The organism is Amycolatopsis sp. CB00013 (assembly GCF_001905755.1).
Classification (GTDB): Bacteria; Actinomycetota; Actinomycetes; order Mycobacteriales; family Pseudonocardiaceae; genus Amycolatopsis; species Amycolatopsis japonica.
The window spans coordinates 111,921-131,168 of record NZ_LIWC01000003.1; the positions used below are offsets into that span (position 1 = coordinate 111,921).

The 19,248-nt window shown below is 69.7% G+C and carries 15 protein-coding genes and 2 tRNA genes; 7 read left to right on the top strand and 10 right to left on the bottom strand.

What is annotated here, in order from left to right; genetic code table 11:
• Window positions 1–56 precede the first annotated feature (56 nt).
• From AMK34_RS20205 to AMK34_RS20215, 3 genes are all read right to left on the bottom strand, one after another.
• The gene (locus AMK34_RS20205) at window positions 57–1,223 is read right to left on the bottom strand and encodes an ROK family protein (RefSeq protein ID WP_073846424.1); all 1,167 of its coding nucleotides are present in this window, start codon (window positions 1,221–1,223) and stop codon (window positions 57–59) included.
• Between the two features lie 60 nt (window positions 1,224–1,283).
• Window positions 1,284–1,724 carry a GNAT family N-acetyltransferase gene (locus tag AMK34_RS20210; RefSeq protein WP_073847126.1) on the bottom strand — a complete coding sequence of 147 codons (441 nt, stop codon included), beginning with the start codon at window positions 1,722–1,724 and terminating at the stop codon, window positions 1,284–1,286.
• 216 nt (window positions 1,725–1,940) lie between these two features.
• Window positions 1,941–2,014: transfer RNA gene (locus AMK34_RS20215), tRNA-Pro, on the bottom strand.
• An 84-nt stretch (window positions 2,015–2,098) separates the two neighbouring features.
• Here AMK34_RS20215 and AMK34_RS20220 point away from each other — a divergent pair.
• Window positions 2,099–2,172, top strand: a tRNA-Gly gene (locus tag AMK34_RS20220).
• Between the two features lie 145 nt (window positions 2,173–2,317).
• Here AMK34_RS20220 and AMK34_RS20225 read toward each other — a convergent pair.
• Complete coding sequence (locus AMK34_RS20225) at window positions 2,318–6,943, bottom strand: HAMP domain-containing protein (RefSeq protein WP_038524094.1); 4,626 nt, start codon at window positions 6,941–6,943, stop codon at window positions 2,318–2,320.
• A 184-nt stretch (window positions 6,944–7,127) separates the two neighbouring features.
• Between AMK34_RS20225 and AMK34_RS20230 the strand changes: the two genes are divergently transcribed.
• Window positions 7,128–8,705, top strand: coding sequence for a SpoIIE family protein phosphatase (locus AMK34_RS20230; RefSeq protein WP_038517323.1), 1,578 nt, complete (start codon window positions 7,128–7,130; stop codon window positions 8,703–8,705).
• On the opposite strand, the gene AMK34_RS20235 is transcribed toward AMK34_RS20230, so the two are convergent.
• Window positions 8,688–9,695, bottom strand: coding sequence for a DNA topoisomerase IB (locus tag AMK34_RS20235; RefSeq protein ID WP_073847127.1), 1,008 nt, complete (start codon window positions 9,693–9,695; stop codon window positions 8,688–8,690). The genes AMK34_RS20230 and AMK34_RS20235 overlap by 18 nt on opposite strands.
• Before the next feature lie 97 nt (window positions 9,696–9,792).
• Here AMK34_RS20235 and AMK34_RS20240 point away from each other — a divergent pair, with 97 nt between their 5' ends.
• Complete coding sequence (locus tag AMK34_RS20240) at window positions 9,793–10,335, top strand: type 1 glutamine amidotransferase domain-containing protein (RefSeq protein WP_073846425.1); 543 nt, start codon at window positions 9,793–9,795, stop codon at window positions 10,333–10,335.
• A 59-nt stretch (window positions 10,336–10,394) separates the two neighbouring features.
• Window positions 10,395–10,568, top strand: coding sequence for a hypothetical protein (locus tag AMK34_RS43215; RefSeq protein WP_198941707.1), 174 nt, complete (start codon window positions 10,395–10,397; stop codon window positions 10,566–10,568).
• Here the strand turns inward: AMK34_RS43215 and AMK34_RS20245 are convergent.
• Window positions 10,561–10,947, bottom strand: a complete 387-nt coding sequence (locus AMK34_RS20245) for a hypothetical protein (protein WP_038517317.1) — start codon at window positions 10,945–10,947, stop codon at window positions 10,561–10,563. The genes AMK34_RS43215 and AMK34_RS20245 overlap by 8 nt on opposite strands.
• 48 nt (window positions 10,948–10,995) lie before the next feature.
• Complete coding sequence (locus tag AMK34_RS20250) at window positions 10,996–12,315, bottom strand: serine/threonine-protein kinase (RefSeq protein ID WP_073846426.1); 1,320 nt, start codon at window positions 12,313–12,315, stop codon at window positions 10,996–10,998.
• Window positions 12,316–12,459: 144 nt separating this feature from the next.
• On the opposite strand from AMK34_RS20250, the gene AMK34_RS20255 reads away from it, so the two are divergent.
• Both AMK34_RS20255 and AMK34_RS20260 read left to right on the top strand, forming a co-directional pair.
• Window positions 12,460–13,557, top strand: a complete 1,098-nt coding sequence (locus AMK34_RS20255) for a sialidase family protein (protein WP_083649993.1) — start codon at window positions 12,460–12,462, stop codon at window positions 13,555–13,557.
• A 139-nt stretch (window positions 13,558–13,696) separates the two neighbouring features.
• Window positions 13,697–14,527 carry an SAM-dependent methyltransferase gene (locus AMK34_RS20260; protein ID WP_073846428.1) on the top strand — a complete coding sequence of 277 codons (831 nt, stop codon included), beginning with the start codon at window positions 13,697–13,699 and terminating at the stop codon, window positions 14,525–14,527.
• Window positions 14,528–14,532: 5 nt separating this feature from the next.
• Here the strand turns inward: AMK34_RS20260 and AMK34_RS20265 are convergent, their stop codons facing one another.
• The 3 genes from AMK34_RS20265 to AMK34_RS20275 all read right to left on the bottom strand — a co-directional run bounded on the left by AMK34_RS20265 (window position 14,533) and on the right by AMK34_RS20275 (window position 18,627).
• Window positions 14,533–16,416: a M48 family metalloprotease gene (locus AMK34_RS20265; protein WP_073846429.1), complete on the bottom strand. Its 1,884-nt coding sequence runs from the start codon at window positions 16,414–16,416 to the stop codon at window positions 14,533–14,535.
• A 167-nt stretch (window positions 16,417–16,583) separates the two neighbouring features.
• Entirely contained in the window at window positions 16,584–17,417 is an 834-nt protein-coding gene (locus AMK34_RS20270; protein WP_038517307.1) for an aldo/keto reductase, read from the bottom strand.
• A gap of 28 nt (window positions 17,418–17,445) precedes the next feature.
• The gene (locus tag AMK34_RS20275) at window positions 17,446–18,627 is read right to left on the bottom strand and encodes an MFS transporter (RefSeq protein WP_037347598.1); all 1,182 of its coding nucleotides are present in this window, start codon (window positions 18,625–18,627) and stop codon (window positions 17,446–17,448) included.
• A 143-nt stretch (window positions 18,628–18,770) separates the two neighbouring features.
• Between AMK34_RS20275 and AMK34_RS20280 the strand changes: the two genes are divergently transcribed.
• Window positions 18,771–19,223 (top strand): MarR family winged helix-turn-helix transcriptional regulator, encoded by a 453-nt coding sequence (locus AMK34_RS20280; RefSeq protein ID WP_038517304.1) that lies wholly within the window; start codon window positions 18,771–18,773, stop codon window positions 19,221–19,223.
• Window positions 19,224–19,248 lie beyond the last annotated feature (25 nt).

The window sequence follows — 19,248 nt, forward strand, 5'->3', positions numbered from 1 at the left end:
GAAGATTCTTCGCAGGCCCGGTGCGGAGCGTCAATTTTGCGATTTAGTGAAGTAACTCAGGATGCGTTGGCGAGGTTCGTGAAAAGCGGATCTTCGTAGAGGGCGTTCAGCATGACCGCCGCGCCGGCCGTCGCCAGCTCGGTACCCGAAAAGCTTGACGCCACAACGTTTTTCTCCGCGTCCTGGCAGATCCACGAGCGCTGGGCGACCTCGTCCCGGATCGTGGAAAGGCATCCTTCGACGTCGCGTACACTCTGGTCGAGCACGATGAGGATTTCCGGATTGAGGACGTCGAACAGCAAGGCGGCGGCCTGTCCGATGATTCTCGCACGTTCCTGGAAAAGGGCGATGGCGCTTTTGTTCCCCGATGCCGCCAAATGGAGCACATCGGTGAAATCCGGTTCTTCGATGATGTGCGCTTCGACGGCCTTACGGGCGATCGTGCGCTCGGACACCGTCGCTTCGAGACAGCCGGATCGCCCGCAACGGCAGGGTTCCTCGCTGTCGTCGACCCGCAAATGCGCGACGGCGCCCGCCGCCGACCTCGGTCCATGATGGACGGTGTCCCCGGTCGCGAAGGCGGCGTCGACCACGTTGCCGGTGAACAACTGCACGACACTGCTCCGCGCTCGCGGTTGCCCCAGCAGGCGTTCGGCGTGGATGAGCGCCCGCGAATGCCCGTCGACGCGGACGTCGAGACCGGTGACCTCCGTGAGCAGTTCGCGCAACGGAACCCCGCGCCAGCCGAGCAACCCGTGCTCCACCACCGTTCCCGAGGCCTCGTCGACCCACCCGCCGGTCGCCACCCCCAGCCCGAGCGGCGTCCGCTCCGGCGCGTGTCCGACGAGGAGGTCGTCGAGCAGCTCCGCGATCTGCGCGGCCTGCACCGCGGGCTCGGCGCCGTGATGCGGGGCTTCCAGCTGTGCCAACACTTTCCCGCGCAGATCGAGCAGCCCGACGGTGAGATGGTCGACCGCGACATGCGCTCCGCACACCACGAACCGCTCCGTGTCGAGCTCCAGCGGCACAAACGGCCTGCCGACCGCGCCCGCGACCTCGGGCAGCTCGACGAGGAACCCGCGGCGCATCAGCTCCGCGACATGCCCCGTGACGGCCGCGGCACTCAGCCCGGTGCGGCGCGCGATGGTGCTGCGCGCTATCGCCCCTTCGTCCAGCACCACGCGGAGCACCGCGCTGGCACTGGCGCTCCGCCTGCCGGTCACGGTGCCGATGTTCGCAAGCGGGTGGCGGTGGGCCTAGGGCTCTCAGCATCCGGGAGCTGGTCAGGCGGTCAGTTCGCGGAAGAACTTGGCGCTGCGTTCACAACGGTCCTCGTACCCCCGCGCCCGGTAGAAGGCGTGCGCGCCGGTCCTGCGGCGGGAACTGCTGACCTCCATCGCGCCGCAGCCCCACCGCAGCGCCTGCTCCTCGGCGGTGGTGATCAGCGCGCGTCCGACGCCGGTGCCGCGCTGGGTCTCGTCCACCACCAGGGCCACGATCCGTCCCACGGCGCCTTCCCGCTCGAGAAGCGGGATCGCGACCACCGCGATGACCCCGACCACGGTGCCGTCCGATTCGGCGACGAACGCGGCGCCTTCGGGATGGCGGGCCCAGCGTTCGAGCCGGCCGCGTACGTCGGTCTCGTCGTTGTCCGGGTAGCCGAGTTCGGCGAGGAGGGTGGTCACGGCGGGGGCGTCGGTGGCGCGGGCGTGGCGGATCTCCATGATCGCCATCATGCCCGGCCTCTGACTCGGAGTGAGGGGTGTGCGGATTCGGCGTGACTCGTGTGTCCAGGCCCGGTACACGCGTGATTGGAGGCGGAACACGCCGGAGTCGCGTCCGCGGCGTGTCTTCCGGCTACGGACACGCGAGATCCGGCTGGAAACACGCGAGATCCGGGTGCCGGGCCCGCGGTGAAACCGCAGGTCGAGGACCTTGAGTCGGGATGACAGGATTTGAACCTGCGACCCTCCGCTCCCAAAGCGGATGCGCTACCAAGCTGCGCCACATCCCGTGACTCCCCGATCTTCCCGGGGGGTGTGCGCACAGCCTAGCGGGTCACGCTAAGCTGTTTTCGCACCCGGTACTTCGGGGGCACGCGGGTGTAGCTCAATGGTAGAGCCCTAGTCTTCCAAACTAGCTACGCGGGTTCGATTCCCGTCACCCGCTCCACAGCTCCACATCCGAACCCGTAGGCCTTCTGGCCTGCGGGTTCTTTCGTTCCTGGGGCGGAAGTCCGCGTGTCCTGAAGGCCCCCTTTGAGACATCCAACGTCTCAAAGGGGGCATTCAGGACACTCAGCAGCGAGACCCGAAGCTCAGTCGGACTCGGCGGGTGTCACGGCCTGCGAGAGGCCGCTGGAGGCGGCATCCGCCTCCAGATGGGCCGCGATCAGGTCCAGCAGCTTGTCCGTGTCCACAGGCTTGGTCACGTAGTCGTCAGCGCCCGAAGCGAGCGTCCGCGCCTTGTCCTCCGCGGTCGCCTTCGCGGTGACGGCGATCACGGGCAGGTCTTCGTGCGCGGCCTCGGCGCGGATCGCGGTGATCGTGGCGTTGCCGTCCAGTTCGGGCATCATCACGTCCATCAGGACGAGCGCGGTGTCTTCGTGCCGTTCCAGCGCCCGGATGCCCGCGACGCCGGTCTCGGCGTAGATGACCTCCAGGCCGTTGCGTTCCAGTACGGCGGCCAGCGCGAAGACGTTGCGCAGGTCGTCGTCGACGATCAGGATCTTCTCGCCGTGGAACCGCTGCGACGGCGTCACCGGGATCACCTGCGGCACGGCCATGATCAGCGGGACACCGCTCGCCGCGGCGGAGGTCGGGACCACCAGGTTCGACGCGCTCACCGGCAAATACAGGGTGAACGTGCTGCCCTTGCCGGGATCGCTGCGGACCCGCAGTTCGCCGCCGAGCAGTTCCGTCAGCTGCTGGCTGATCGACAGACCCAGCCCGGTGCCGCCGTACTTGCGGCTCGTGGTGCCGTCGGCCTGGCGGAACGCGTCGAAGATGATCGCGAGTTTGTCCGGCGCGATCCCGATCCCGGTGTCCTCCACGGCGAACGCGAGGACGCCGGGGGCGTTGCGCAGCGAGTCGGCTTCGACCTCGCCCGGGTCGGCCATCCGGATGTGCAGGCGCACACCGCCTTCGTCGGTGAACTTCGCCGCGTTGGACAGCAGGTTCCGCAGCACCTGCTGCACGCGGTGTTCGTCGGTGTGGATCGACGACGGCACCGGTGGGTCGATGAGGACGGCGAACTCCAGGCCCTTGTCCGACGTGAGCGGACGGCAGATCGATTCGACGTACTCGACCAGTTCGGGCAGCGTGACGTCGGACATCTGCAGGTCCAGGTGGCCTGCCTCGACCTTGGCCATGTCGAGGATGTCGTTGATCAGCTGCTGCAGGTCGCTGCCCGCGGAGTAGATCGTCCGCGCGAACTGGATCTGCTTCTCCGACAGGTTCCCGTCCGGGTTCTCCGAGAGCAGTTTCGCGAGGATCAACGCGCTGTTGAGCGGCGTCCGCAGTTCGTGCGACATGTTCGCCATGAACTCGGATTTGTACTGCGACGCCATGGTCAGCTGCCCGGCACGCTCTTCGAGCTCCTGACGCGCCTGCTCGATCTCGCTGTTCTTGACCTCGATGTCGCGGTTCTGCTGCGCCAGCAGCGCCGCCTTCTCCGCCAGATCCGTGTTGGACCGCCGCAGTTCCCGTTGCTGCGCCTGCAACTGCTCGGACCGGGCGCGCAGTTCCTGTGCCAGGCGCTGGGATTCGGTCAGCAGGGCCTCGGTGCGCGAGTTGGACTGGATGGTGCTGACGTTGACCGCGATGGTCTCCTTCAGCTGTTCCAGCAGGTCGATGTGCACGGTGCTGAAGGCGTTGATGGTCGCCAGTTCCAGCACGCCCAGCACCTCGCCCTGGAACAGCACCGGCAGCACGATCACGTTGACCGGCGCGGCCGAACCCAGTCCCGACGAGATGAGCGCGTACTCCGGCGGCGCTTCGTGGACCAGTATCGTGCGCCGGTCGACGGCGGCCTGCCCGATGAGCGATTCGCCGGGGGAGAACCGCAGGCCGTTCTGGGATTTCGCCAGCCCGTAGGTGGCGATGCTCTCCAGGACCACTTCTTCCTGCTCGTCTTCGCGGGCCAGGAAGAACGCGCCCTGCTGCGCGGACACCAGCGGCGTCAGTTCGGACAGGATCAGCGTCGCCACCGACGCGAGGTCGCGGTGCCCCTGCATGAGCGCGGACAGCCGCGCGAGGTTGGTCTTGAGCCAGTCCTGCTCGCGGTTCGCCCGGGTGGTCTCCTTCAGGTTCGCGATCATCTGGTTGATGTTGTCCTTGAGTTCGGCCACCTCCCCGGACGCGTCGACGGTGATGTGCCGGGTCAGATCGCCGGCGGTCACCGCGGTGGCCACCTGCGCGATCGCGCGCACCTGGGTGGTCAGGTTCCCGGCCAGCTGGTTCACGCTTTCGGTCAGCCGCGACCACGTGCCCGCGACGCCGGGCACCTCCGCCTGACCGCCGAGCGTGCCGTCCGTGCCGACCTCGCGGGCGACGCGGGTGACTTCGGAGGCGAAGGCCGAGAGCTGGTCGACCATCGTGTTGATGGTCGTCTTGAGTTCGAGGATCTCACCGCGCGCGTCGATGTCGATCTTCTTCGACAGATCGCCCTGCGCCACCGCGGTGGTCACCGTCGCGATGCTGCGGACCTGTCCGGTCAGGTTGTCGGCCATGACGTTCACGTTGTCCGTCAACGCCTTCCACGTGCCCGCCACGTTCGGCACGCGGGCCTGGCCGCCGAGGATGCCTTCCGTACCCACCTCGCGGGCGACGCGGGTGACCTCGTCGGCGAACGCGCGCAGCGTCTCGACCATGCTGTTGATCGTCTCGGCGAGGACGGCGACCTCGCCCTGCGCGTCGATCGAGATCTTCTTCGACAGGTCGCCGTTCGCCACCGCGGTGGTCACCGTCGCGATGCTCCGCACCTGGTCGGTGAGGTTGGTGGCCATGACGTTGACGTTGTCGGTGAGGTCCTTCCAGGTCCCGGCGACGCCGCGCACCTGCGCCTGGCCGCCGAGCTTGCCTTCGGTACCGACCTCGCGCGACACCCGGGTGACTTCGTCGGCGAACGCCGAAAGCTGGTCGACCATGATGTTGACGGTGTTCTTGAGCTCCAGGATCTCGCCGCGCGCGTCGACGATGATCTTCTGCGTCAGGTCGCCCTTCGCGACGGCGGTGGTGACCTGGGCGATGTTCCGGACCTGGTCGGTCAGGTTGTTCGCCATGAAGTTGACGTTGTCGGTGAGGTCCTTCCACGTCCCGGCCACGCCGGGCACCTGCGCCTGACCGCCGAGCCTTCCGTCGCTGCCGACCTCGCGGGCGACGCGGGTGACCTCGTCGGCGAACGCCGACAGCTGATCCACCATCGTGTTCAGCGTGTTCTTCAGTTCGAGGATCTCGCCCTTGGCGTCGACGGCGATCTTCTGCGACAGGTCGCCCTTCGCCACCGCGGTCGCCACCTGGGCGATGTTGCGCACCTGCGCGGTGAGGTTGTTCGCCATGAAGTTGACCGACCCGGTGAGGTCGCGCCACGTCCCGGCGACCCCCGGCACCTGCGCCTGGCCGCCCAGCTGACCTTCCGTGCCGACCTCGCGGGCGACACGGGTGACCTCGTCGGCGAACGACGAGAGCTGATCCACCATCGTGTTGACGGTCGTCTTCAGTTCGAGGATCTCGCCGCGCGCGTCGACCGTGATCTTCTGCGTCAGGTCGCCCTTCGCCACCGCCGTGGTGACCTGGGCGATGTTGCGGACCTGGTCGGTCAGGTTGTCGGCCATCTGGTTCACCGAATCGGTGAGCCCGCGCCACGTCCCGGCCACGCCCGGCACGGTCGCCTGGCCGCCGAGACGGCCTTCGCTGCCGACCTCGCGCGCCACCCGCGTGACCTCGTCGGCGAACGACGACAGCTGGTCGACCATCGTGTTCAGCGTGTTCTTGAGTTCGAGGATCTCGCCCTTGGCGTCGACGTTGATCTTCTGCGAGAGGTCGCCCTTCGCCACCGCCGTGGCCACCTGGGCGATGTTGCGGACCTGGTCGGTCAGGTTGTCCGCCATCAGGTTCACCGAGTCGGTGAGGTCGCGCCACGTGCCCGCCGCGCCGGGGACCTGCGCCTGACCGCCGAGACGGCCTTCGCTACCCACCTCGCGTGACACCCGGGTCACTTCGTCGGCGAACGACGAGAGCTGGTCGACCATGATGTTGACGGTGTTCTTGAGCTCCAGGATCTCGCCGCGCGCGTCGACGTTGATCTTCTGGGTCAGATCGCCCCGCGCCACCGCGGTGGTCACCTGGGCGATGTTGCGCACCTGGTCGGTCAGGTTGCTGGCCATCACGTTGACGTTGTCGGTGAGATCACGCCAGGTGCCCGCCACCCCCGGGACCTCGGCCTGACCGCCGAGCCGTCCTTCGGTGGCGATCTCGCGGGCGACTCTGGTGACCTCGGTCGCGAACCGCGAAAGCTGCTTGATCAGCCCGTTGACCGTTTTCGCGACTTCGGCGAACTGGCCCTGCAGCGGCCGGCCGCCGACTTCCAAGGGCATCGGCTCGGACAGATCGCCCTCGGCGACCGCGCCGAGGACGCGGTTGAGCTCGGCCGTGGGCCTGCTCACGTCTTCGATCAGCCCGTTGACGACGTCGACCGCGGTGGCCCAGCCGCCGGGACCGATCTCGGCCGCGACGCGCTCGGTTAGCCTGCCTTCCTTGCCGACCGCCTCGCGGACGCGCAGGAGTTCGGTCACCAGTCGCTGGTTCCGTTCGGCGATGTCGTTGAAGGCGCCCGCGAGCTGGGCCGCGAGCCCGTCGCCGTGCGCCACGAGCCGCCGCCGGAAGTTGCCGTCCCCGAGGTCACGAGCCGCCGCGAGCAGGCGTTCCAGGGTCGCTTCGTCCACCTGGCCGCCACCACCTTCCACGGGGATCCGGTCCCTTTGGGAGTGCTGTGTCATCTGTGTCGACCCTCTCCACCACGCATGCCAAGCCATGGTCGTCGCATCAGCGTGCCATGATTCGACCTACACTTCGAGCCAGTCCGCCCGCTCACACTGCGCTACCCGCCAGGCAGGAGGAGGTCCGGGAATGGTGTCACGGCCGGCCCCGGCCTCGACGTCGCTCCCCTCGGAGTCGTCGACGGCGACCAGCGAGGGCGCGCTGCCCGAATCCGGGCGGTTCTGGCGTGAGCTGCTGGAAGACGTCCGTGACGCGGTGCTCGTGCAGGACGTCGGCGGCGCGTTGCGCTGGTCGAATCCCGCCGCCCGCGAGCTGTTCGGCGGCGGGCGCCCGATACTGACCGCCGAAGGTCCCGACGTCGGGCATGTCGAGCACACCGGCCGCCGGTTCCCGGCCCGGATCCGGACGCTGCCCGGCGGCTGGCACGCGTGGACGGTGACCTCCGCGGTCGCGGCCGACGGTCCCCGCGTGGACGGTTTCCTCGCCGCTTCGGCACCCAGGCTCGCCTCCGCGCGAGGGCGGCACGGCACGGCGAAGGTGATCGCCGAGGTCGCCGCCGCCGAACTCGCCGACTGCGTGTTCGTGCTGCTGCCGACCACCCGTGGCCGGTGGGAATGGTGGAGCTGCGATCACCGCACCAATCACGGGCACGGCCGGATCCGCCGGGTGCCGGCCCAGCTCGCGCCGGTGCTCGCCGGCACCTTCGCCTCCACCGAGGAACTCGAAGCCAAAGCGGTGCCGGAGGAGGAGATCGCGACGCTGCCCGCGATCGTCGCGGAACGGCTCGCCGTCCATCCGTCCGTGACCGTGGTCTCACTGGGGTTCGACGGCGGCGCCGGGGTCACCGGGGCGGTGGTGCTCGGCAGGCGCGGCGCGCCCGCGTTCGGCGAGGACCACCCGCGCGCGGTGACCGAATTCGCCCGCGCGGCAGGGACGGCGCTGGCGAACGCGCACCGCTACGCCCGCCAGGAAGAGGCCACCCGCGGCCTGGAGACCACGCTGCGCCCGACCCCGCCGCCGGACGTCCACGGCGTCAAGTTCGACGTCTGGTACGAGCCGTCGGGCGGTCTGCTCGACGTCGGCGGCGATTTCTACGACGTCCTGCCGCGCGAAGGCGGCGGCGCGATGTTCGTCCTCGGCGATGTCTGCGGGAAGGGCGCCGAGGCGGCCGCGCTCACCGGCCGGGTCCGGCAGACCCTCGCCGCGCTCGACCTCGTCGAGCACGACAACACCACGTTGCTGAGCCTGCTCAACTCCCTGCTCATCACCGGCGGCAGCGGCCGGTTCGCCACGCTGGTGCTCGGTTCGGTGCTGGCGAACGAAGACGGTCTCGGCGTCACCTTGGCCTCAGGGGGCCATCCCGCGCCGCTGGTGGTGCGCCGTCGTGGCGGCGTCGACGAGATCACCTTGCCCGGCACACTGGTCGGGATCTCGCCGCAGGCGCGGTTCGCCGAGACGGCCATCCGGCTGGGCGAGGGCGACGTCTGCCTGCTCTACACCGACGGCATCACCGAAGCGCGTCACCATGAGCGTCCGTCGGACCTGTTCGGCGACGAGCGGTTGCGGGAACTGCTGGTCGGCTGCCAGGGGATGTCCGGCCGCGAGGTGGTCGCCCGGGTCCGCTCCGCGGTGCGGGAATGGCTTGGCAGCGGGACGCACGACGACATCGCCGTCCTGGCCATCGAGGCCTCACGACCCGTTCAGTAGCCGCACCACCGCACGCTCCACGATGTCGCGGGCCTCGTCGGGATCGGAGATCTTCTCCGCCCGTCGCGTCGCCCGCGCGATCGTCCGGTCCCGGCGGTAGGCGGTGATCACGCGGGGGTCCACATAGGACCGTCGCGCCACGGCCGGCGTGTTGCCCAGTCCTTCGGCGACTTCGGCCATCACGGCCTTCTCGACCCGCTTCAATCCTCTTTTACTGGAAGGCTTTTCGGTCTCCGCGAAGGCGGAAGCGGCGAGGACGGTGGCGTTCCAGGTGCGCAGGTCCTTGGCCGTGAAGTCGTCGCCCGTGAGTTCCTTGAACCGCTCGTTGAGGTCTTCGGCCCGGATCTCCTGCCACCCGCGACCGTTCCGGTAGGCGAGCAGGCGCACCTCGTCACCGCGGGCACGCCTGAGCGAGCGGATCAGCCGGACGAGGCCCTCGTCCCGCAGCCGGACCTTCCGCTGGATCCCGCCTTTCGCCGGATAGTCGCAAAGCAGGCAGCCTTCCCGGATCGAAACGTGCTCGCACAACAGGGTCGCCACCCCGTGCGTGCCGTTCTCGTCGGCGTAGCTTTCGCCACCGGTCCTGAACACGCCGAGGTCGAGCATGCGGAGCGCGCCGGCCAGGACCCGTTCGCGGGTGAGGCCGCGGGAAGCGAGATCCTCCCGGATGGTCCGGCGCAGCCGGGGGAGGCGCCGCGCCAGCGTGAGGACCCGCTCGTGCTTCTCCTCGTCGCGGGCCCGTCGCCATTCTCCGTGGTACAGGTACTGCTTCCGGCCCGCGTCGTCGACTCCGACGGCCTGGATGTGGGCGTTCTCGTGCGGCGCGATCCATACGCGCCGCCACGCGGGCGGGATCGCCAGCGCCTCGATGCGCTCGATCGTCTCCTCGTCCTTCAGCGGTTCGCCGTCCGGCGTCAGGTAGCCGAAACCCCGGCCTCTTCGCCGCCTCCCGATACCGGGGGAGCCCAGATCCGCTCGCCGCAATCGCATGCGCGGCGAATACCCCCGGTGATCGCGGTTCATGCCCATGGTTCGGCGGGGCCGCCGCGGGGTAGCCGGGGGCGAACACGACTTCAGGAGGGAACCGATGACGACATCGCTCAACGGACGCCGCGTGGCCATCCTCGTCGCGGACGGCGTGGAACAGGTCGAACTGGTCGAACCCCGCAAGGCGGTCACGGACGCCGGGGCCACCGCCCAGATCGTCTCGCTGGAACCCGGCGAGATCCAGGCCATGAACGGCGACATCGACAAGGCGGACAAGTTCACCGTCGACCGGGTCGTCAAGGACGTCACGGTCGACGACTTCGACGCGCTCGTCCTGCCCGGCGGCACGATGAATCCGGACAATCTGCGCGTGGACGAGAACGCGGTCCGCTTCGTGCGCGACTTCGTGAACAGCGGAAAGCCCGTCGGGGTGATCTGTCACGGGCCGTGGACGCTGGTCGAGGCCGACGTGGTCCGCGGCCGCACGCTCACGTCGTACCCGAGTGTGCGCACCGACATCCGCAACGCCGGCGGCACCGTCGTCGACCAGGAGGTGGTCGACGACAACGGCCTGATCTCCAGCCGGAATCCCGGCGACCTGCCCGCGTTCTGCGCCGCGATCGTGGCCCGATTCGCCGGATAAACGAGTGGCGCGCGTCACAATGATGGGGGATCGTGGTGGGCAGAGGAGGAGGTGCCGCGATGACCGTGCATGCCAGACGCTACGGCCGTTGGTGCCGTGAGCACTTCGAGACCGAACACGAGCCGGAGCAGCCGTCGGCCGAGACCGAGGCCGCCCCGGAGGTCACCGACGCCCAGGCCGAGCAAGCCCAGGCCGGTGACGCTCCGGAAGCGAGACCGGGCTCGCTCAACTGAGCGGTCGCCGGTACCAGACCCGCTTGGGGCCGGGCAGGCCGATCCGCGACACCAGATCGGTCACCACGCCGCCGATGATCAGCCACAGCAGGGCGGCGAGACCGTCGTTGAACAGTGTCCGGGGTTTGAGCCCTTCCGGGGTGAACAGGTTCCGCAGTCCGAGCGAGACCGCTCGCGACCACTGGTCGATCAGCTGCGCGAACCCGTTCCCCGGATTGGCTTCGCCGAACACCAGCAGGATGTGCACGATCAGCACCAGCGCGAAGATCCAGCAGATCGCGTGGACGAGGGCGTTGACGATCCGCACGACACGGATCCTGGCGGGCGTCTGTTCGACGATCTCTTCCGGTGGCTCACGCGGGTCGTTGATGTAGGTCATCGCCGTCTCCCATCATCGTCCACTGTGGACACCCGGCCGGGCGGTCGCTCAGCCGGGAGGGCCTGGCTTGCTCTTCGTCGGCGGGCTCGGCCGGGTCTTGCTCGGCTTGCCCGAGGTGCTCTGCCGCTCGCTGGCGGCGGTCGTGTCCCTCGGGGTCGAGGTGGCGTCGATGCTTTCGGTGGCACCGGACGGATCCGCGGAGGCGGGCACGTCTTCGGTCACCACGACGGTGGCGTTGCTCGCCTTCGGGCCGTGGGTGTCCACCTCGGCCGCCTCCGAGGACCGCGGCCCCTGGCCCGCCACCGGGGCGGACGAGCCGGTCGCCGCGGGGGGTATCAGGCCGCCCGGCTGGACCGGCTGATCCGCCGGGGCCTGGTTCATCGCGAGCAGCACCCCGATGGTGATCGCGGCGGCGGGTGCGCTGATGGCGGCGACCACGGCCGCCCGTTTGCGGGTGGCGGGCGCGAGATGGGTGACCTTCGTACCGGTGGAATCCTCCAGCAGGATCCGGGAGATCGCCGCGGCCGTCGGGCGCTGCGACGGTTTCCGCGCCGTCATCCCGCGCAACAGCGTCGTCATGGTGGCCGACAGTCCGGAGGGGATCCGCGGCGGCCGGTGCAGCCGTCCGACCGCGGCCTCGACCGGTGTCCCGGTGTACTCCCGTTCCCCGGACAGGCATTCGAGCAGGACGAGGCCGAGCGAATAGACGTCGGCGGGCGGTCCGACGTTCTCGCCGCGGACCTGTTCGGGCGCCATGTACGCCGCCGTGCCGACGACACCGCCGGTCTCGGTCACCCTGGTCGCGTCGAAGGCGTGCGCCACCCCGAAGTCGCCGATCAGCGGGCCGTCGTCGGCGATCAGGATGTTCGCCGGTTTGAGGTCACGGTGGGTGATGCCGTGCGCGTGGACGTGCGCGAGCGCGTCGGCCAGCCGGGCGGTCAGCTCGACGACCTCGTCCTGGGGGAGCGGGCCGGAGCGCAGCCGCTGGGCCAGGTTCGGCCCGTCGACCAGGCGCATCGTGAGGTAGGTGTAGCCGTCGTCGGTGCCCGCGTCGTACAGCGGGACGAGCCCGGGGTGGCGGACCGCGCTGAGCGTCTGGATCTCCTGCTGGCGGCGGCGCTCGTCCCGGGTCATCGTGTCGGCGTGGAACAGCTTCAGTGCCACTTCACGCTGTTCGAGCAGGTCGCGGGCGCGGAAGACGCGTGCGGTCGCGCCGCGTCCGAGCAGCTCGCCGACCTCGTAGCGGCCGGCGAGTTTGCGCGGGAGATGGTCCGGGTCGTGGACGTTCAGGCTGAACCGGCGTTGAGTGGTCCCGGCATCGGGTTCCTCCTCCTCGTCACCGCCAGCACGCGAACCCGCGTCGTCCATCGGTGCTACCTCCGTCTCACCGGCCGAACGCCGTATACCCGGTCCGGCCCCGGGCGAAACAAGGGTGGGGAGCCTACCGGAGAAGATCCGCGGGTTCACCCCGAACGGCGGGCAACCCCGGCGCGGGCCGTACGTCTCGTGGTCATGAAGCCGAACCGGTGGGCCGCGCTCGCCGCCGCCGCACTGACCGCCCTGGCCGTCTTCACCCCGCCCGCCGCCGCCGAACCGCTGGTGCCCAAGGGTTTCGCCCCAGCGTCGACGAGCTGGACCGGGCCGTCGCGCGGATTCGTCCTCGGGTTCTCGCCGTGCGGGAAACCGGGATGGTGCGCGTCCCTGCTGTCGACGACCGACGGCGGGAAGCGGTGGCGGCGCGCGGGCGAACCGCCGATCTCGTTGCCGGACAACCACAATCAGGTCAAGCTCACGGTGATCGACGAGCGCGACGTCTTCCTTTCCGACGGCACCAGGCTGCTCGCCAGCCGCGACGGTGGCGGCAACTGGTCCGAGGTCAGGCTCGCCGGGGTTCGGGAACCCTTCTATATTTCGAAGATCACCGAAGCGGGCCCTCGGGTGTTCGCGATGGTCACCGGTTTCGGCAGCCCGTCGACGACGACGTTGTACGCCGGGATCTCCGGCACGCGGCTTCTCCTGCCGGTCCCGGGATTCACCGTCACCGGCGCCACGACCTACGGCGACATCGCCACGAGCGGTGGGGTCCAGGTGTCGATGGGGGCGGATTACCGCGTTCAGAAGTACTGGACTTCTTCGGACGGCTTGACCTTCGCGACCGCGCCGCCGCCCTGCCCGGCGGACAGTTCGGCTTCGCTGAGCGGAGTCCGGCGGGGACAGGTGCTCGCGCTGTGCAGCGGGGGACCGGGGACACCGCAGCCGGGCGCGACCGTCCGGCGGCTGTGGCGCGCGCCGAAACTCGGCGGGCACTTCACCGGGACGGCGCAGGCGCCGACCCTCGGCATCAACCAGAGCTTCAGCGCCGCCTCACCCACGGCGGCGACCGTCGCGGCGGAAGGCGGCGGCACCGGCTTCCTGCACAGCACCGCCGACGGCGGCACGACCTGGACGACGACCGTGCTCAGCGGCCGCGGGGTCTGCCTCAACGATCTGGACTTCCCGGACGAACGGGTCGGCGTGGTCGTGGACGGTCTGCCGGACGCCGATGGCGGGTCCGCCGTGTACCGCACGACCGACGGCGGACGCACCTGGCGCGAACTCGGCTTCGGGTGATCGTCGCAGGTAGCCAAGGCCCTTGGGGAGGTTCACGGGGGTGCACGCCATGTCGTAATCTGTGTACGGTCCGTCGATGTCGAGGGAGCCGTGGGCACGTTCGCGTGGCCTGTGCGCGGCTGAAGGGTGGAACGTGTCCATGACTTCGGACGAGGTCCGGTCTGTGCCGAGGCGCCCGCTCCCCCTCGACTACAGCAAGCCCAATCTCGCCCGGATGAAGGACGTCCTGCTCGGCGGGCACGACCACTACGAGGTCGACAGGCAGGCCGTCGTGGACCTGCTCGCCCTCGCCCCCGACGCCGCCGCGATGGCCAAGGAGTTCCGCGCCTGGGCGAACCGGGTGGTCCGCTTCCTCGCCGACGCCCGCGGTATCGACCAGTTCCTCGATCTCGGCTCCGGGCTGCCCACCGCGGAGAACACCCACCAGGCGGCGCAGCGGTACAACCCGGACGCGCTGGTCGTGTACGTCGACCACGACCCGGTGGTCCAGGCGCACGGCCTGGCGCTGCTGGAGGACCACCTCGTCCACGTGAGCGGCGCGGATCTGACCGATCCCGCGCGGACCCTCGCCGATCCGGTGGTCGCCGAGCACATCGAACTCGACCGCCCGGTCGCGGTGATCCTGAACTCGGTACTGCACCACATCGAAGACCTCGACAAGGCGCGGGCCGTCGTGCGCGCCTACGTCGACGCGATCGCGCCGGGGTCCTATGTGCTGATCACGCACGACTTCACACCCGGCGAGGGCTCGCGTGGCGCACTCGCCCGGAAGCTCGACGATCTGATGGCCGGCACCGGGCACCGCACGGTCCATCGCGGGCGAGATGAGATCGAGTCGCTGTTCGACGGGCTGGAGATCCTCGAACCCGGCGTGGTGCACCTGCACGAGTGGTGGCCGGAGGGGCCGCGTCTCGCTCCGCTGACGGAACTGAACCACCTGAGCCTCGGTGGTGTGGGGATCAAGCCTTAACGGCGTCAGGCTTTCAACGAGCCGAAGAACGCCGTCAGTTCGTCGTGAGCGGCGCCGAAATCCTCGGTGTTGCCGGTGATCGCCAGTTCCAGGGTCTCGCCGTCGGACAGTTCCAGTGTCAGGTACGTGGTCAGCTTCCGGCGCGGGAAACCGCCCGCGACGATGTTCGACAACGGGATCCGCCGGGCGCCCGGTTCGGCGCGCAGATCGTCGAGGCCGCGCTCCCGTAGCTTCCGGATCCGCTTGCGGTCGGACACCCCGCGCGCCCCGATCAGGCCGGCGAGGCCGCGGCGGATCAGCACCGAACGCGCCATCGGCAGCAGCACCACCTCGGTGTCGCAGACGATCAGGTCGTAGAGCTTCCGTTTGGCCTTCAACGCGGTGAACAGCCCGAGCATGCGGGCTTCGGCGGGATCCGGTTCCGGCTGGGGTTCCTGTTTGCAGAAGTAGGCGGCGGGCACGCTCAGCAGCTGCAGGTTGTGGACCAGTTCGTCGACCGCGCGCGGGCTGCGCACCGCCGCGCCGACCAGTTCGGCGACGTCGAACGGCTCGCCGTCGCCGAGGCACAGTTCCCAGCCGCCGCCCCAGTTCAGGCGGTGCGCGGCGACACCGTTGTCGATCATCGCGGCGGTGACGGTGTCGGCGAACAGCTCGGTCAGCAGTTCCAGGCCCTCTTCGCGCGACGGGGCCCGCAGGGGTTTCGCGAGCGCGTCGGCGTCGCCGTCACGCAGGACCCGCACGACCTCGCCGATCGTGCCGCGCGGCGCCAGCCTGCTCTCGATCCCGGCCGCGGTCAGCAGCCGCGCGCCCTCCGCCACCGACGCGCGGCCCGCGCGTTTGACGACCTCGTCCCAATCCGCGCGCGGCCCGACGTCGCGGATCAGCACGTCCAGCTCCGCCTCCGGCACGTCGACCTTCGGCGCGCCCAGCAGCGACCAGGCTGGTCGCGCGTCCGGCTTCACCGGGTTGTCCGGGACGCCCGCCAGTGCGGCGATACGCCGTTTCGTGGGCGGGTGGCTGTCGTACTTCGAGAGCTCTTCGCCGTCGATGACGTCTTCGGCGTACTCGGCCACCCAGTCCCGCTGGACGGGGTGGTTGAGGTACGAGCGGAACCCCAGCAGCACCGGGGGAGTGCGCCGCGCCGCCGCGCCGAGCGAGAGATAGCGCTCGGCGTAGTCCTTCCACAGCGGGCTCAGCGTCGCGGCCTTCCGCAGGGCCGCGGCCGCCGTGCGGCTGCCCGCGGCGAGCACGGACGCCTCGTCGGCCTGCAGTTCCTGCCGCCGGTTCGCCGACCGCGCGACCAGCAGGTACAGCTTCGAGTAGGCGGAGAGCAAGGCCCTGGCGGGACCGCCGTCCAGCCTGTCGACGGTGAAGGCGAGTGTCTGGGTGCCGCGGTAGGTCAGCGCGAGCAGGCGGGTGTGGCCGCCGCTGTAGTGGCCGAGTTCGTGCGCGAGGACCGACCGCAGCTCGCTCACGCTCATCGCCGCCAGCAGCGGCAGCCCGATCAGCATCGTGCGGCGGCCCGGCCGCAGACCGAGGAACCGGGCGTCCTCGCTGACCGCCGCGTTGATCTCGCCGATCAGCACGATCTCGTCCGGCGGCCGCGTCTTCACCTGGGCGGCGAGGTCGTCGATCATCTCCCAGAACGCGGGATGGGCGTCGCGGTCCAGCCGCGGCCCCTCGATCGGGGGACGCCGTGCCCGCAACGCGCTCAGCAGCCCGAAGGCGAGCGCGACCATGATCGCCAGCCCGCCGAACATGACGTAGGTGCCGATCTTGCCCTGGATCCGCAGGCCCGCCAGCACACTGGCGACACCCACCGCGACGACCACCACCGGGAACGCCACGAGCAGAAGTGTCGCGAGGACGGCGCGTCCTCGGGCCTGCATCGTCGGTTACCTCTTTTCGCACAAGTGCCGTCTGTGCGGCCGAATAGTAACCGGCTACGCAGCGGGCTCGTGCGAGAACAAAGCGCTACGCCCGCTACCTGCGAAAGTCCGTGAAGGCCTCCTTGAGGGACCCTGGGTCCCTCAAGGAGGCCTTCACGGACTTGTGACTACGCGACGTTGAAGGTGTCGGGATCCGGCCCGGTCCGCTCGCCCCGGTCCAGCACGGTCAGCGAAGCGATGTCCTCCTCCGACAGCGTGAACCCGAAGACGTCGAGGTTCTCCTTGATCCGCGACGGGGTCACGGACTTCGGAATCACGACGTTGCCCAGCTGAAGATGCCACCGCAGCACGATCTGCGCCGGCGTGCGGCCGTGCTTCGACGCCAGCGCCTTCACCGCGTCCTCGCCGAGCAGGTCGCCGCCCTTGGCCAGCGGGCTCCACGCCTCGGTCGCGATGCCGTGCTTCGCGTCGTATTCGCGCACCTCGGCCTGCTGCAGGTACGGGTGCACCTCGACCTGGTTGACCGCCGGGGTCACGGAACCGGCGTCGGCCAGCCGGTCGAGATGCGCGGGCTGGAAGTTGGACACGCCGATCGCGCGCACCCGGCCGTCGGCGTAGAGCTTCTCGAAGGCCTTCCACGTGTCGCGGTAGAGATCGCGCTCAGGCGTCGGCCAGTGGATGAGGTAGAGGTCCAGGTGCTCCAGGCCCAGTTTGGCCAGGCTGGCGTCGAACGCCTTCAGCGTGGCGTCGTAGCCCTGTTCGCTGTTCCACAGCTTGGTGGTGATGAACAGCTCGTCGCGGGCGATCCCGGACTCGGCGAGTGCCTTGCCGACGCCCGCTTCGTTGCCGTAGATGGCGGCGGTGTCGATGCTGCGGTAGCCCGCGTCCAGCGCGGCCTTGACCGCGGCGGTGGTCTCCTCGTCCGGCACCTGGAAGACGCCGAACCCGAGCTGCGGCATCTCCACCCCGTTGTTGAGCTTGACGGTGGGAATGTCGGTCACTTGCGTTCCTTTCATGGGTGTTTCCGGTTCAGGCGGCGGGGGCCAGTTCGGCGCGACGAGCCTTTCGCCGCCCGTGATCGAGCATGCCTGAGATGACCGCGACCAGCAGTCCGGCGAGCGCGAGCGCGGCGCCGATCCAGTTGGGCGCGGTGTAGCCGAGACCTGCGTCGATGGCCTTGCCGCCGAGCCACGCGCCCCCGGCGTTGCCGAGATTGAACGCGGCGATGTTGGCCGCCGAAGCCAGTGCGGGCGCGCCTTCGGCCTTGTTCATGACGCGGGCCTGCAGCGGTGCGACGGTCGCGAAACCGGCGGCGCCGAAGACCGCGATGGTGATCGCGGCGGGGAGCTGGGCGTGCGCGGTGAAGACGAACACGACCAGGACGGCCGCGAGCACGGCGAGGATGACGTACAGGCTGGGCATCAGCGACCGGTCGGCCGCCTTGCCGCCGAGCAGGTTGCCGACGAACAGGCCGCCGCCGAACAGCACCAGCAGCCAGGTCACCGCGCCGGGGGAGAAGCCCGCGACCTCGGTCATCATCGGGGCGATGTAGGTGAAGGACGCGAACACCCCGGCGAAGCCGAGCGCGGTCATCGCCAACGCGAGCCATACCTGCGGGCGCCGGAACACGGCCAGTTCGCTGCGCAGCCCGGCGCTCTGCGTCGTCGCCTGCACGGGGACCAGCGCGAGGATCCCGATCAGGCCGATCACGCCGAGCGCGCTGACCGCCCAGAACGTCGAGCGCCAGCCCAGTGCCTGGCCGAGCGCGGTCCCGGCAGGCACGCCGAGGACGTTGGCGACGGTCAGGCCGGTGAACATCATCGCGATGGCGCCCGCCTGCTTGGTCGGCGCGACCAGCGAGGCGGCGACGACCGCGCCGACGCCGAAGAACGCGCCGTGCGACAGCGCGGCGACCACCCGGCCGGTCATCAGCAGGCCGTAGGTGGGGGCCAGCGCGGACACGACGTTGCCGGCGATGAACAGGACCATCAGGCCGACCAGGACCGTCTTGCGCGGCACCCGCGACGCGAGCGCGGTCAGCAGCGGCGCGCCGACCACGACGCCGAGCGCGTAGCCGGAGATCAGCAGCCCGGCGGAGGGGATCGAGACGCCGAAGTCGCCCGCGACCTCGGGCAGCAGCCCCATGATCACGAACTCGGTGGTGCCGATACCGAAGGCACTGATCGCCAGTGCGAGCAGAGCGGCAGGCATTGGAGGCTCACTTCTTCCCGTAGAGTGGTGTTGGCTGGCGTTGGCAACTACGGGCGTCTGAAATAGTTGCACGCGCCGTATATTGCACACGCTTGATGATGCATGACGCAACGAAGCTCGGGCAACCGGGGAAGAGGTGAACCGTGTCACTGGCCGACGACGCCGTGGAGGCACGCGCGCAGGGCTGGCGGACCCTCGCCGCGCTGCACGCGCGGATCGAGGACGCGCTCGAGCGCGCGCTGGCGCAGCAGCACTCGCTGTCCGTGAGCGAGTACACCGTGCTGGACGTGCTCGCCCGTCAGGACGGTTTCCACCTGCGGATGAACCAGCTGTCGAACGCCGTCGTGCTCAGCCAGTCGGCGACGACGCGGCTGGTGTCGCGGCTGGAGGACCGGGGGCTGCTGCAGCGGTACCTGTGCGCGGACGACCGGCGGGGGATCTACACGGAGGTCACGCCGTCGGGGCAGGAGCTGCTCGCGGCCGCGCGGCCGACGCACGACACCGTCCTCTCCGACGCGCTCGCCGCCGCCGAGGAACTCCCCGAACTCGCGCCTTTGGTCGCCGCGCTCGGAAAGCTCACCTTCGCCCGCTCCTGACCCTCCCGCATTTCGTCCTCTGAAT